Here is a 15,639-nt window from a genome sequence, read left to right as displayed (position 1 = left end):
ATAATTCTTGGATTTAATTTTCAGGCAGCATATCCACCGCTTCTTCCGGGGTTTTTTCCTTCGACACCATCTGATAAAAGCTCTTTGGTATCTGCTTTGAGATAGCAGACCATGAAGGTATGGAAGTCCTTGCAACCGCTTTTTCCATCTGTTCTTCAAAGACCCTCAGCTGTTCGTCTTTCTTAACCACCTTTTTTGCCTTTTTGATTTTGGCCGGCAGGGATCCGGTCTTTATGCAGAAGGATTCCATAACTTCCCCGTTCATACAGTACTGGAAAAATTTCAGGGAACCTTCTACATTTTTCCCTTTAATAAAACCAATATTTTCACCGCCGGTAATCATACTGCTCACCCGGTTCACCGGCAGTTTGGTGATTCCATAAGAGATGCCTGCTTCCTGAAGCATCGATAATATCCATGGCCCGTTTTCAATCATTGCCGCTTCGCCTGCTATGAATTTTCTGGCAACATCGATCTGTGTCAGATTGATGCATTCATTTGACATGCTTCCATCCTCCACCATACTATCTAAAAATACAAAAGCTTCCTTTGTCTTCTCACCTCCGATTTGATCCGGATTTTCTCCGGCTGATAAAATCCATGGCAGGATCTGGAATGCCCCCTGTTCAGAATCAACCGCGGACATTAAAAATCCTTTGCGCTCTCCCACTGTGAGCTCTTTCGCCGCAGTCTTTAATTCTTCCCAGGTACCCGGCGGTTCCACCCCGGCTTCCTTTAACATCTCCTTATTATAAATCAATCCCAGGTTATTGCAGATAAATGGAATACCATAATATCTTCCATCCAGGCTTACCGTTTCTACTGCCGCCTTATAATATTCTTCTTCCAGCTTCCAGGATTCTATCTGCTGTGTGATATCCTCAAATACACCCAGGCGTATAAATACCGGCATGTCGGGATTATCAATAAGAACCATATCCGGCAGGCTTTGCTCTGTATATGAACGGGAAAGTTGTTTGTCAAAATCGGTCATGGGGACATACTTCCAGGAAGCACGGTACTGGGTCTGGGACTGGTTGAACCCGTTTACAAGGTTATCCAGACCTCTTCTCTGGGCATCGGTCTCATAATAGGACCAAAGAACCAGTTCCTCCCTTGCCTTGCTTTCCTCCTGCCCGTCACTTTCCTGGTTCCTGCAGCCTGCCATCTGGACTGCCATCAGTAAAATAAGAAAATAACTGCAGGCTTTTCGTCTTCTTTTATGACTGCCTGTAATCCCCCGGCGAGACTCCGACCTCTTCACGAAAAACCCTGTTAAAATATTTCGGGTCACCATATCCAACCTCATTTGCCACTTCATAGATCTTGAGCTCACTTCCTTTCAGCAGCCGTTTCGCCTGGCTGATACGAAATTTCTTAAGAAAAGTTGAAAAATTAATCCCCACCTCTTTATTAAATAAGGTACTGAGGTATTCGGGGGTAATGTCCAGACGTCTGGCCATTTCTTCCAGGGATATCACTTCCATATAATGTTCCCGTATGTAGCTGATTGCTCTGTTTACCGTATAATTACGGATATCATCTTTCTTATTTACCGTCTTTGCCAGAATCTGAATAATCTTTTGGAAACAGGTCTCCAGTTCCGATAAGGTAATGGCATTACCGAGAGTTTTAATAGGATTCTGCTCCTGTATCAGCCGATAGCCCTCCTCTGCAACCTCCTGGGAAATATTTAAAATGTAATTTACCATTTTCATATACCCCTGACGGATATGATAAGGTTCACATTTCTGATCCCTCATATATGACCGGAATTTATCCCCACAGCTTGTTAACTCCTCACTATCTCCCTTGCATACAGATACTTTGATCCTGTTTTCCAAAAATACCGGATATGTAAATTCCTCCGGAGTAAACAGGCTGATTTCCCTTTTCGTCAGCAAATGTGTATATCCCAATGCCATTGCATAAGAAGTAAGCTTTCGCAGTTCATTTACCTGGCTGCGCAGCTCTGTAAGAGACGGGATGCTTCCGGCTGTCCACACTGCCTGCCCCTCTCTTACATTCTTCAGATATACTCTGTGGCTAATCCTCTTATTCCATCCCTCCATCGGATTTTCGCTCTGAATGACACACACATATTCCTGCGTACTTTCAATAAATACCATATAAATGCGGTCCTTGCCGTATTTCACTTTCATTTCCTCAAGCTGGTTTTTGCAAAATTCAACATATGCCGGCTCTGCATTTCCAAGATAGCCTGCATAAAGAAAACACGGTGATTCCAGATCTAATCCGCCGATATCGGCAAGGCGCTGGTAATTCTCCCTGGTTTCCGCCAGGCTGCCCAGGATAATATCCCTGATATATCCCTGAGGCGTTCCTTCAATCTGCCTTTTTTCCAGATCCAGTTTTTCTTCAATCCTATCCAGTACCTCTTTTACGTCTTCCGCCGCAATGGGCTTTAACAGATAGTCATCCGCTCCCAGGGTTATTGCCTTTTTCGCATATTCAAATTCTGAATATCCACTGAGAATAACACTATGGCAGGCAACTTTGTCCTCCTGAATCTTTGCCAGCATTTCCAGCCCATTCATGACAGGCATTCGGATGTCGGTGATGATCAGCTCCGGGCGAAGCCGGATTGCCATCTCATATCCCTCCATTCCGTTTTTTGCTTCTCCAACAATTGTGTGACCGCTCTGAGACGAGATCAGTTTTGATATTCCAACTCTGATCTTTACCTCATCTTCAACTATTAATATCCTCATTTTCCTTCCTCATTTCATCAATAACCGGCAGGCGCAGGGTGATGACCGTTCCCAGGCCTTTTAAGCTGCTGATTGTCCAGCTGGCTTTATTTCCATAATACATATACATCCTTGAGAATGCATTGTTTAGTCCGATGCTCCTTCCATCATCAATAATTGCCCGTTTCGGGTCATTAAACTCCTGTACCTTACTTTCCGGCATGCCCACTCCATTATCCTCTATAATAAATACAACCCCCTTCCCGTCATCTGAGAGTGAACATTCAATTCTCAATAAGCCTCCCGCCATCATTCCATCAAACCCATGTATAATAGAATTCTCAACAAATGGCTGCAATAGCAGCTTATATACTTTCACCTTTTCTGTATTTTTGTCTATTTGCAGATTGTACGTAAATGCATCATTAAATCTCATTTTCTGGAGACTGATGTATTTATGAAGCCAATCCGACATTTCCCATATGCTGACTCTCTGATTACTCTTATTTACACTGTAACGCAGTATAACACCTAAGTTTCTCAGCATGGTACTGATCTCATACTCTCCCTTTTCAATTGCCATCCAGTTAATGGAATCCAGGGTATTATATAGGAAATGCGGGTTAATCTGTGCCTCCAGCGCACGGATTTCTGCATTTTTCTGACTGTTTTGTGCCTCTTTTACGGTAGTGACCAGCTCTTTCACTTTTACGGTCATGGTATTAAAATTTCGTGCAATCAGACCAATTTCATCCTGGGTATCTTCCGGAATCACCACATCCAGATGCCCCTGCTGTACCTGTCCGATTCCTTTTAATACCGAACGGACTGACCGGTTTAACTTATATACCGTATAACTAATAATGCACGTTACGAAAATAACTGCGGCAACGCCTACAAGCAGAAAAATCTTCTGGGTATTTACCAGATCCTTCAGCATATAGTCTTTATCATACACGTTGTAAAAAACCCATCCTGTCTGAGGGTCTCTGTATTCGTTGATAGCCGTTTTTTTATCCCGCAGATATCCTGTAACTTTTACAAATTCCGCTACCGTTAGCCGGGGATTCATTTTCAGAGTCACAAAACTCTCATCCGGATAGGTAATTACCTGCCTGTTTTCATCCAGAATAAAATTCAGGCTGTGCTGGGACAGTTCCTGGTTGGCACTATCCTCTGGCTTATTACAGATTTCCTCAAGGATCCGTTCATCAATAGACATAATAATGGTAGCAATGCTTCCCTGTTCCAGATGGTCAAAATCAAATACCCGTTTGGACATATGAAAATAATACCCTTCCGTTCCGTTCTCCTGAAACTTCATAGTGGGCGTAATGACCATGCTTGGTTCATCAATGCAGTCTATGTAAGGCTTCGTCGTTCTCAGATCCGGATAGCCTCTCCATAAATTATCAATTGCAGAATCTGTCTGAAAATCAGCTACCACTGAACTGCCGTCCGCACACACCAGACTGATACACCGGATACCCAGATTGTCATTGTTATACTGCTTCAGGCAGTTGTATGCTCTGTTGTATGCAAATGCTTTCTGGCTGTCTGTAATATCCATCAGAGTTTTTATACTCTCTGTCAGCTGTTCATCCGTGTACAGTTGGTATAAAAGGCTGGAATAGGTTTCCATATTTAAGTGCACCCGTTCTGATATCTGGGTCAGATTACTAACCATTAACTGATCTACCTTTTCCGTTACTATATTTTTATTTACATAGTATCCTATTAACTGTATAGACAGAATCGGTATAATTGAGCCAAACAAAAAACCGAATAACAATTTTCTTCCAAGTGTCCAGTTATTATATCGTACGATTATTTTTTTCAACATGTTTACAGGCTCACTTTCCGCAATACTCAAATACCATTATTTTACACTTATCCGGATATATATCGCAAGCTTGCTTAAAATATAATCTAATAAGTATTGTTCATTTTAATTATTTTTCTACAACACAAGCCAGCGTAAGAACGCTGGCTTGTGATTCTGCTTTTTACTTAATTACTACGCTGCTCTTCTGTCCTCTGTTTTTAAATACTTTTTTATATGTCTTCACTTTAGACTTCGGAACTCTAATCACTGCCTTGGAAGAAATATTCTTCAAACAATTGCTGTATGCATTCTTCAGTACTTTTGACTTAACAGTGATATTGGTAAGCTTGCTGTCCCCATAGAATGCCTGTTGTCCAATCGCTGTTACATTTGCACCGATTGTTATCTGCTGCAGCTTCTTGTAATTCTTAAATGATTTTTGTCCAATCTTTGTTACCTTGCATTTTACTCCTTTTAAGGTTACCGTAGATGGTACCGTTACCTTCTTAACGGACTTGCTGGATGCTCCAACCACCATTACAGTTGCTTTTCCTGCTGTTGGATTGGTAACTTTGTAGCGCAGTCCTTTGTAAGTAAGGATCTGGCCCTTTTTCAGTGCAGGTACTACCGGTTTTGGAGTCTCTGCAGGTTTCATTTCCAGTGCTGTAGCTGCTGACATCAGTTTTGATGCTGCCAGATCAATCTGATCCTGTGTTGCATTTGCATTATTTAAAACTGCTGCTGCCGCTGCCACTGCATCTTTTAAAGCTTTTGCGCTGTTGTCTGTATATTTGCCGGTATCAAGTCCTGCATAGGCATTATATAGTACCTTTAATGTTGTTGTATCTGTGGTAACAGTTGGTTCTTCCGGTTTTACCGGCTCTTCTGTCAATTCTGCTGCTGCCTTAGCCAATGCCGACGCTGCCTGGTCAACTGCTGCCTGATCTGCATCAGGGTTATTCAGAACGTCTTGTGCACCTTGACGTGCTGCAAGGAATGCATCGGTACTTTCTTTTGTATACTTAGCGGTATCAATGCCTGTATATGCATTGTAAAGTACGCTCAGTACGGAGAAGTCTACCTCTACTTCCGGTTCTTCCGGATCTTCCGGCATTACTGCAAGTGCAGTCGCTGCTGACAGAAGATTTGCTATGGTATTGTCAACTTCTTCCTGTGCTGCATTTTCTTTTCCGATTACCGTCTGCAGACTGCCTAATGCTTGTGTAAATGCTGCTGCACTTTCTTGGGTATATCCGGAAAGATCCAGGTCTTTGTAAGCACTGTATAATGCTTTTGCTAATGATTTATCAATTACCGGTTTCGGTTCTTCTGCTTTTTTCTCCAGTCCTGCAAGGGCTACCAGTAATCCTGATTCTGCTTCTGCTGCTTCCACTTTTGTAGCATTTTCTTTTTGAATTACTGCGCCTGCATTTTCCAGTGCATTTTTCAATACATCTGCGCTTTCCTCTGTGTAGATGCTCATATCCATCTGTGAAATAGCATTGTACAGGGACTGTAACTGTGTCAGATCAGCCAGAATACTTTCCAGCTGGGCAATTGCTTCTTCAAGCTTGCCAATCTGCTCATCTACTGCATCCTGATCCGCATTCTCATCTTCGAAAACTTTCCTTGCTTCAGCAATTGCTGCTTCCAGTACGGCGTAACTCTCTGATGTATATCCATCCGGAATGTAAGCTTCTGCTGTTTCCAGCGCCGTCTGTAAAACAGTCTTGTCTACATTGTTGTCATACTCTGTATAAAGCTCGTTAATCTTTTCGCTGTTTACCGCACCGTTGTAAATTCTAAGGTCATCCAGTTCCAGATTGTTCGGATACTGTGAGTCATTGCTGTAACCGTTCTTTCCTACACGGTTTACTGCTGTCTCTGATCCGGTAATTGTCTGCGGATCTCCCAGTACTGTGACTTCCTGTTCCTGTCCATTCTTATAGATCTTACCCGTTTTGCTGTCTGAATCCCAGGTTACTGCAATATGTGTCCATTCATTTAATGGAAGGAAGTCATTCGGGTTCTGTGCTACATAAATTCCATTGAATCCATCCATTACGAAGAAGGATGAGTATTCATCGCCTACCGGATAATTTGTATAGAATCCTTTTCCATTATAGGCTGATTCATCTTTTGCCCATAACAGGGAGTTATTTCCTGATAATTCTTCTGTACGCTTAAACCAGTAGGAGATTGTGATATCCCTGGAAGCCAGGTTTGCACCTGCCGGAATTTCAAATGAGGTATCTTCTCCGTCAAATTTAAGTGCATCGCCGCTCTTGCCTTTTACAAAATCAATATCTTCCAGTTTTGGAACTGCTACCGTATAATTACTAACAGAATTGTCCTTGATCTGGGTAAGATCATCCTGTTTATCAAAGCTATAATGTAATACCAGTTCTGCATTTTCAATCTTATCCAGTTGTCCCATTGCTGCCTTTAATGCTTCTACTGCTTTATTTACATCTGCTTCAACGGCGTCTTCCGACTTTAATATTTCTTCTGCATCGATAATTGCTTTGCTAAGTACTGCATAACTTTCCTCTGTGTATTTTGCAGGATCAAATGTTTTTGCTTCCTGCAGAGTCTTTTGCAGTTCTGTCTTTAATCCTACTAAACCGGAAACTGCAGTGTTCAGATCATCCAGTGCTTTGTTAATCTGTGCCTGTGTCACATTACTGTCCTTTAAGAGTTCTTCCGCTGCCGTAATTGCATCTGTTAACTTCTTAAATGATTCTGCGGTATAATCCTTAGCTGCATAATCTTTTGCCTTAATCAGTTCTTCTGACAATTTGGAGGTATCTACGGACATTCCTCTTACATTAACCGTCATTTTTGCTTTTGTTGTTGTACCTTCAACAACTCCTTCAATGGTAAATGTTCCTTCCGCTGCAACCTGGTCTGCGGTAATCTCAGGCCATGTTACCTTGACACTGACATTGTCCTTTACACCATTGTTGTACAGAACCATAACGGTCTGCGGCATATATGGAAGGTTTCCTGCCAGGGTGTTGACTGTTGTGTCGTCGACGGTTGTAATGGTTGCTTTATCCATATCAGACCTTGCTGTAATGGTCGCCGTAACAAATTTACCGGTTTCTTCATTTACACCATTGATTGTAAACTGTCCGTCTGCAGCTACCTGATCCTGTGTGATAGCATCCCAGAGTACTTTTACGGATCTCAATTCGCTGTAAGAAGTTTTTGCAATAATATCTTTTGGCATTTCCGGAATGGTTCCGGTTTTTGTTCCTTTGAATACCGGAAGGATTTCTTCTACCGGTGTGCTGTATACTTTCCAGCGGTAAATTCCGGTTCCTGCTGCGGAAAGCTTCATATTCATGCGCAGTGCGGTTGTGGTTACCGGGATCATATCGATGGTATTATATTTGTTCTTCTTATTCGCATCCTGGAAATCGGTAATTACATTAGCGTCAACCCATTCGCCTGCATCATTTCTGTATTGGATCTGAATGGAGGATGGAACGCGGGTTCCTCCGTTATCATCGTACCAGTAAATATCATTCTTGTAGATATTGACAGCTTCTTTCCAGGTGTACTGTACCCAGTGGTTAGATCCGGCTCCGCCTGAAACGCCCCAGTTGCCCCAGCCTTTGCCAGTACCGCCAGCAGATTTTGTCGGCTCAAATGCTGTATTATTGATTCCGTCCAGTTTTTCCCAGCTTGCTGTATAATCTGAACTTGCAGCAGCAGAAGGCGCAACATCTATATCTGCCTGTGTATCTGCTTTTTTAATCTCTACGGAAAGTTCTTTTACTGTTTGTATTTCCCCATCATCTGCTGTGAATCTTACTTTGTAAGCTCCTTCTTCGGAACCGATTAACGAAGTATTTAAGGCTTTTTCATCGCTTAAGTAAGCAGATGCCGTATCAGATGGTTTTTCGGTTACTTCCCATTTATAAGTAAGTGTCTTATCATATGGCAATCCGTCATCTGTACACTGTGCGGTCAGTGAAGCTTTCATATTCTCCAGCTTCTCTGTATTTACTTTTACTGTTACGTCCGGCGCCTGGTTTTCTACTGCCGGACGGTCTCCGCCCTCTTTAAATAGCTGGACTTCTGTAACTGCCGTATATCGTCCCGGCTGATTCGTTACGGTTACCCGTACTTTGTCTGTGGTAATTTCTTTAAATTTGTCCTCGTTGTAATTTGCCCTTGGAATTGCAGGAGTCCTGTTCTGGTTTTCTGCATGCTTCCATGCACTGCCGTCCCAGTATTCCAACGTGTATTTCGTCGGTTCTGCATAACCTCCGCTTTGACGGTCATTGTAGAAATAAATATCCATCATATCGATATTCTTCTGTCCGCCTAAATCAATTACCAGGGAATCTGCTGCATTGGTACTCTGGTCATTGCCCCAGAATGGCATATTAACGGTCATTCCATCGGTTACAGCCTGTGGGTCCGGAGCTGTCTCGTTTACTGCCTTTGAGGTAGCGTCACTTCCATCTGCGCGATGCTTCTCTGCCCATGTTGCAGCTCTTGCTTTAGCCGGAGTATAAGATGCGGTTACAGCTGCACCTTCTGCTTCATTTGTCAAACCATTGATTCCGGATTTTTTCAGCAATTCAACGGCATTTCTGTCTGTAATAGCAACATCCATTGCTGCCGGTATCTCAGAAACAGAAGCTTTTGAAAGTACTGTAGTTTTTTCATTTTCCGGGAATTCCAGTTCGCCTGTCTTAGCGTCATATACAACGTGAACCAGATCATTTAATACAAATGCAGATTCGCCGTCGATCCATACTGCAAAACCTTCCGGTACATTGTCACCGTAATATTTATTTCCGTCCGGTTTATCCCAGCTGATTGTTATGTCCTTGCCATGATAACGAATATTATTTACCATGAAATGGTCATAGCTGAAATCGATTGGATCCAGTTCCAGTTTTTCATCGGAACGGGGCTGTACGCCTGCCATATCTTCAATAAAGAGATAGGTATAGTTACCAAGGATATTGTGGTAAATCCAGGAACGGTAGTAGGTCTCTAATGTCTTATCATCAATATTGAAGAATTCGTTATTATTTGGATAACGGATGTCTCCGCCATTGGGATACATATTCCATGCGCACCACTCAACCATGAGGGCAAGCATATCATCCGTTACATATTCCTGCTCTACGTCATAGGTACGCAGTGCTGCTTCATATGCTCTTGCCTGAACAGTAAAGTTAATATTCGAGAAGTTATTGGATCCCGGAAGCTGCTTATTGTGTACCTGATTTGCCGTATAATACGGGAAGATCGGGAAATCGTCTCCATTGGTAAAGGTCTTAAGTGCTTCTTTATATTTTGCAATGGATGCTTCGTCTGTGGGAACTGCTCCAACAGAGAAATAATTGTAGTTATTGGATTCTGTCAATTCTACCAGATTTGGTTTGTCCGGATTATGGGAAACAAAAGAGCCGGTAGGATTTACGGCACGTGTTTCAAATTTCTGACACTGGTCACACCACAGGTACTCCAGAATATCACTTTGAATATTATCAGCCAGAGTTTTCATTTCCTCTGATTTTTCAATATTTCCTAACATTCCATAGAGGTCAGAAGCAGATTGAGCGGCTGCATATACGTATGCATTTTCTCCATGTGTCTTCCAGTTTCCGATTCCTTTTACATGCATGGAAATCGTATCTGCATCGTTTCCTGTCATATAATTATTCTGGTAATCAATCAGATAATTTTCAGGAGTGGTTGCACTTGTATGGTTGCCGTAGTGGTCAAGTTGTCCTTTGGCATCATGTTCAAAATAATATGCCAGGTTTTCAGCCAGTTCTGCACCGCCGCCAATAACATTAAATGCCTCTAATCCTGCGTCTGCGATATACTGTCCATAATGGTTATTCCAGTTTGAACGGTTACCCGGATTGTCCAAAAATGCGCTGCTCTGGGAACTGTTTCCTACTGATAACAGCTGACCCAGCGGTAAGTAAGCATTTCTTAACCATTTCGTATCCTGTAAATGCATTGGCTGAGTCAATGCAATTGCATTGTTATAACCCAATACACCTTCAACCGTTACCGGGTACTGGAAATCATATCCTGGAATATTAGCATCCATTGTATTAAAACGTTCCAGCCACCAACGATAGTCAATAGCCTTCTGGACTGCTTTATTCGGTACGTCTATGTATGGAAGGTTGTCCGCCCAGTACTGATTGTACTCTGCCTTCTGTGCTTTTAATGCGCTTGTACCATCCAGTTCCAGAAAACGTACGTAATCTGTTGTGGACTGTGGAAGTTCTTCTGTGGTAAAAGCCATAACAACTTTTACTTCTACTGTTTGTCCTGCCGGGATGGTGACTGTTTTCACCATGGACTTATTAGATCCTTCCGCATACTCAAATCCATTTCCGGATAAGCGGGTAGTGATCTTTGTTAAATCAGCTGTAGAATTCATAGATCCGGTAAGTTCCTGCTGGGTTTCGCCTCCCACCGTCACTTCATCACGGCTGCTTACAAAGTTGGAATTTACATTAACCGTTATCGTTTTGTCAGATCCCTCTGTATTAGTCAGATTAACCGTCGTTACCGCAACATTTTCATTGCTGATGAATTTCTCCACATCTGCTGTCAGGGAACCAACCTGATACTGGCTTACCCAGTTACTTGGATAATTCACACGCTTACTTGTTACTTCTTTGGAGCTTAATGTGCTGGAACCCTCCGAAAAACTAATCGCATACATGTCTCCTCCCAGGGAACTGCCGGAAGAACTGCATCCATAGCTGGTTTTGCCGCCAAAACCAATAATGGCCGGATTGCTGGTGTACATATAAAGTGCCCGGCCTCTGGTCATAAACGTATTGCCATCATCATCCCCATTATTGCCCGCGTTGCCATTTGCCACTCCATAACGCGCCAGAATACGGTCCATATAAAAGGAATCTCCTCCGTTATCCAGATCCTGCTGATAGAGCGCTTTCATCATTTCTTTTGAATCATACGTTACGCCTCCCAAATCGTATACATCCGCCAAGCTTTCCGTGTTCTTAAATGTCGGATGTCCAATTGCTAATGCCCCCGGTTCTGTTCCGGTACCTGTGTTGGCAAACGCTGTCATCGCACTGCCTGGCAGCATAGAAACCGCTACTGCAACTGCCAATGCCTTCGTCGCCAATTTTCGTTTACTTTTCTTCCCCATAACATTCTCCTTTTCCGTGCTTATTTTGTTACAATCTCATTATAGCGTTATCAATTGCTTTCAAAAATTGCATTATCTTAAGGAAGGTGTACTATCTTATAGTATTATTTTAATATATTTGACGCTGCAGACGGAAAATCCACTATACTTCTGATAGAAAGAAGGATGCCGGAAAGGCATTAGAAATAAAAAAAGAATTGACATTTATTGCAAAGTGTTATATTATAAAAGCATGCAAAGCAACTATGTATTCTAGATGCACGAATCCCCACGGAGCCTATTTCCGTGGGGATTTTTCTTTAGCTGTCTTTGTTGTTCTTTTCTATCCATCTGCAAACATAATATCCAGCTATGCTAGCTGTTACTGATATTATAAAAGCAACTATGTATTCCATAGATGCACCTCCTTCCTGCTGGAAAGAGTCGACAGCATATATATTATAATTCATAACCTATCCCTTGTCTATAGTCTAATAGTGATTTATTTCTATTTATTCTAATTTTTATATACATTATGTTGTATATAGCCGGGTACAGATAATTTTAACTTTTATCGTTACATCGTTTCTTACAACAATAAAATGAGCAGATACAAAATTTATCAAATTCTGCATCTGCTCATACCATTTTTTCATCTAATTGTTTTTAATAATCTAAACCTCTTGCTCCCTTTCCATCAATTCCCCCATCATGCGGTCATACTTTCTGTCCAGCCGATAACAGGCAGCTATGAGAAACATGATAAGCCAGATTCCTATGGGAACATAGAGATAAAACGATTTTATTGCCTCAATTGCCGCCGGTGCCTGTTCAGCGGCAGTTGCTTTTAAACCATCAAATGCAGCCATGGATAAAATTGCCCCCATAATTGCCGATGTGAATCCCGATCCGGCTTTTTGCCCCATACTCATGGATGAGAACATCAACCCTTCTATGCGTATTCCGGTCTTCCAGTGGCCGTATTCTATCGCATCACTTGGCAGAGAATATTGTACTCCATAAAATGGTGCTATGCCTATCCCACGCATGATACAGGTCAGGATGCCCAAAGGAACGCTTGTTATGTTAAGAAGAAATATGAGCTGCCCTGCAATTCCCACTAAACATCCTGCACAGATGAGGCTGCGTTTCCCGAACCTGGGAAGTATTCTGGGCAGCAGCGCAATACCGGCAATGGTAGCTATTTTTTCTGCCGCAGATAATGGCATGACCAGGTCCACATCATTTAAAACATACTGGCAGTAATAGGTTAAATCTGTCCCGATGATGATCTGGTAAACCGTATAGAAAAGCATTAACCCCAGTGCTATCAAAAAATATGGGTTCGTAACAGTTGCCTTTAAGGCTTTAAAAAATGGAATATTCTCTTTCACCTTCTGTGCCGTACATACACGTTCGGTACAGGTCATATAAGTATTGATCAGTACGAATACAGAGATTACTGCATATACCGCCGTAACAATAATCCATGCAGCCTGTTCATTCCGAATCACCCCTGCAAGCTTGTTAATAATGGGCAGCGTAAATGCCGTAATAACCATACTTGCCGTAATGGAAAGTATCATACGAATATTGCAGATAACATCCCTCTCTCTGCGGTCCCTGCTCATTAAGGAACCCAGCGCATGAAACGGCTGGCTGATTGCCGTATAAACCACGGTATTCATGATATTATAAGTGACAAAGGCATAAATAACTTTTCCCATATCACCCATTCCCGGCATTGTAAAAAGAAAAACCGCAGCCAAAGCATAGGGCACCGCCAGACGCAGAATCCAAATCCTTGCCTTTCCGTATTTGGAATGTGTCCGGTCAATGATTGTCCCCATGATTACATCCGAGACACCGTCGAATACCCTGGATACCAGCATAATCATACCTACTGAACCGGCTGATATTCCCACTACATTTGTGTAGAAATAAATCAACAGAGTAGTTGTCATGGTGTACATCAAAGTAAGTGCCGGATCACCAAAGCAATATGCCAGCTTCTCTTTAGCAGGAACTTTGGCAAACTCATTCATGTCTTTTCCTTTTTGCTTAAAATTTAATAACTCTGGTATTCTCCCCATACATTATCCTCCGGCTTTATTTTCCCAAGAGCTCATTTTCTATCATTTCCCTTGCACGCGGCGCTTCTATATTCATTCGTTCCGGATAGCCAAAAATAGATACACAGGAAATAGCATCTCCTCCGACCGGAAAAGTTCTGTTTGCAAAGTCCATTTCACGCAATTTTGCAAAGATACCGGAAAAGTCCACATCACCTTCTCCCATAGGATTATGCTGGTGAACGGCCACATCTTCTTTTCCCATGCGGTTCAGCCAAGGCGGATTCAGAATATATCTGCAGTCTTTTACCTGATTGAACGTATCTGCAAACAATACATGGCTTAAATCATCCCCTGCATATCCGAGCATGGAACGGACATCCCCTTTTCCCTGATCATAGAAAAATCCATGAGGTGCAGAATACACATATTTCAGATTCTCGGATCGGTAACTCTTTACCATATCGCAGGTTTCATTGTTCAGTTCGCAGAAATCCCAGGGATGAGACTGTATCTCAACCCGGATTCCTTCTTTTTCAAATAGCGGCAGCAGTTCATCCATAGAGCGAAACCACATCCCATTGCAGATTTCCTGCTGGTTCGGATCTCCCGAAAGCTCCGTATTGATAACCTGTACCCCCATATTCACTGCAATTTCCACAATTTTCTTCCAATTTGCTACTGCTATATTTCGCTGCTCTTCCGTTGGCCCAGACCATCGGTAAACAACTATAAAAGATGATATCTCAACACCGGTTTCCTTTAATGCTTTCCGGTATTCCATTTCACATTCAGCCGAAAAAAGCGGGTGCTTGTAAAATGGATTAATACGTGGGTGAGGGGACTGTTCTATGTACTTGTATCCCCAGTCGGCCACCTGATGCACCATATCATTAATACTCATTTGTTTTGCTAAAACATCCACATCAAATGCTATTTTCATGATTTGCATTCTCCTTTTTGTGATATGATCCGGACTGTGATCTCAGATCACAACCTGGGGCTTCTGGTAATGCGGCACCATATCATAGATGCAGCTATTCAAAATACTTTGCAACAAAACTCCTGGTTACCTCTGCCGCCTTTTTTACATTTTCATCATGAGTCATCTCATAATATTCCGGACGGAATTCTTCAATTGTACATACACCGTCAAATCCAATTTCCTTTAGCGCTTTAGCTATACCGGAATGATCAACAACTCCCTCTCCAGGCCATAGACGTTTGTCATCTCCACAAGAACCCAGTGGAAGATCTTCACAATCATTTAAATGATACGCGAAAATCTTCTTGCCATCGGCATTTCGAAGATCTTCCAGTTTCGAGCACATTTCATGAAAGTGAAACGTATCCAAAGTAACTCCCACGTTTTCACGGTTTACCGCTTTCACTACATCGTATGCCGTTCCAAACTGATTAATGGAACAGTTTGGAGCACCACAGAATTCCAGGGAAATCTTAATCCCGCTTCCTACTTTATCGGATAGATAACGCAGTCTGTCCACTGCTTCTTCTTTAATGTCAGTGACTGATATATCCTTTACGTCAAAAGATGGAACTGCAATGAGCATTTTCATATCAATTGCCTTGCAGACCTTTATGATGAATTCTGTCTCCGCATCAATTTCTTTCACTCCGGCTTCATCTCTCTGATTGAAAAAAATCAGCGTATTATAAGCCCATGGTTTTAAGTGATGGTTTTGAAACCATTCTGCAAGTTCCTCTAATGTATGATCTTTCAGATAATCCTTTACGCAATCAAAACGAATCTCAATATAATCAAATCCATACTTCTCACATGCTTCCAAGTCCGCCATTAAGGACTGACCTTTGCATTCCAGTGCCGTTGCTTCATTAAATCCAATCTTCATATCAATT

At 42.1% G+C, this 15,639-nt stretch carries 7 protein-coding genes; all 7 read right to left on the bottom strand.

Features of this window, described 5'->3' with window-relative positions; all coding sequences use genetic code 11:
- Window positions 1-13: 13 nt before the first annotated feature.
- Complete coding sequence (locus tag QR40_RS23335) at window positions 14-1,180, bottom strand: sugar ABC transporter substrate-binding protein (protein WP_242858578.1); 1,167 nt, start codon at window positions 1,178-1,180, stop codon at window positions 14-16.
- A 40-nt stretch (window positions 1,181-1,220) separates the two neighbouring features.
- On the bottom strand, window positions 1,221-2,732 hold the full coding sequence (locus QR40_RS23330; RefSeq protein ID WP_044296966.1) for a response regulator transcription factor: 1,512 nt from the start codon (window positions 2,730-2,732) through the stop codon (window positions 1,221-1,223).
- Window positions 2,713-4,554, bottom strand: a complete 1,842-nt coding sequence (locus QR40_RS23325) for a sensor histidine kinase (protein ID WP_044296964.1) — start codon at window positions 4,552-4,554, stop codon at window positions 2,713-2,715. The genes QR40_RS23330 and QR40_RS23325 overlap by 20 nt, the downstream gene beginning before the upstream one ends.
- Before the next feature lie 163 nt (window positions 4,555-4,717).
- Window positions 4,718-11,710, bottom strand: a complete 6,993-nt coding sequence (locus tag QR40_RS23320) for a LamG-like jellyroll fold domain-containing protein (protein ID WP_044296962.1) — start codon at window positions 11,708-11,710, stop codon at window positions 4,718-4,720.
- Window positions 11,711-12,363: 653 nt separating this feature from the next.
- Complete coding sequence (locus tag QR40_RS23315; RefSeq protein WP_027295269.1) at window positions 12,364-13,782, bottom strand: MFS transporter; 1,419 nt, start codon at window positions 13,780-13,782, stop codon at window positions 12,364-12,366.
- A 16-nt stretch (window positions 13,783-13,798) separates the two neighbouring features.
- On the bottom strand, window positions 13,799-14,704 hold the full coding sequence (locus QR40_RS23310) for a sugar phosphate isomerase/epimerase family protein (RefSeq protein WP_044296961.1): 906 nt from the start codon (window positions 14,702-14,704) through the stop codon (window positions 13,799-13,801).
- A gap of 94 nt (window positions 14,705-14,798) precedes the next feature.
- The gene (locus QR40_RS23305) at window positions 14,799-15,632 is read right to left on the bottom strand and encodes a sugar phosphate isomerase/epimerase family protein (protein WP_027295271.1); all 834 of its coding nucleotides are present in this window, start codon (window positions 15,630-15,632) and stop codon (window positions 14,799-14,801) included.
- Window positions 15,633-15,639 lie beyond the last annotated feature (7 nt).

It is taken from the genome of Robinsoniella peoriensis, assembly GCF_000797495.1.
Taxonomy (GTDB): domain Bacteria; phylum Bacillota; class Clostridia; order Lachnospirales; family Lachnospiraceae; genus Robinsoniella; species Robinsoniella peoriensis.
This window is presented reverse-complemented; position numbering and strand designations above follow the sequence as displayed.

Coding starts and splice junctions, on each gene's coding strand:
- QR40_RS23335 (WP_242858578.1), bottom strand. CDS start 1,180: ATGGCAGTCCAGATGGCAGGCTGCAGGAACCAGGAAAGTGACGGGCAG.
- QR40_RS23330 (WP_044296966.1), bottom strand. CDS start 2,732: ATGAGGATATTAATAGTTGAAGATGAGGTAAAGATCAGAGTTGGAATA.
- QR40_RS23325 (WP_044296964.1), bottom strand. CDS start 4,554: ATGTTGAAAAAAATAATCGTACGATATAATAACTGGACACTTGGAAGA.
- QR40_RS23320 (WP_044296962.1), bottom strand. CDS start 11,710: ATGGGGAAGAAAAGTAAACGAAAATTGGCGACGAAGGCATTGGCAGTT.
- QR40_RS23315 (WP_027295269.1), bottom strand. CDS start 13,782: ATGGGGAGAATACCAGAGTTATTAAATTTTAAGCAAAAAGGAAAAGAC.
- QR40_RS23310 (WP_044296961.1), bottom strand. CDS start 14,704: ATGAAAATAGCATTTGATGTGGATGTTTTAGCAAAACAAATGAGTATT.
- QR40_RS23305 (WP_027295271.1), bottom strand. CDS start 15,632: ATGAAGATTGGATTTAATGAAGCAACGGCACTGGAATGCAAAGGTCAG.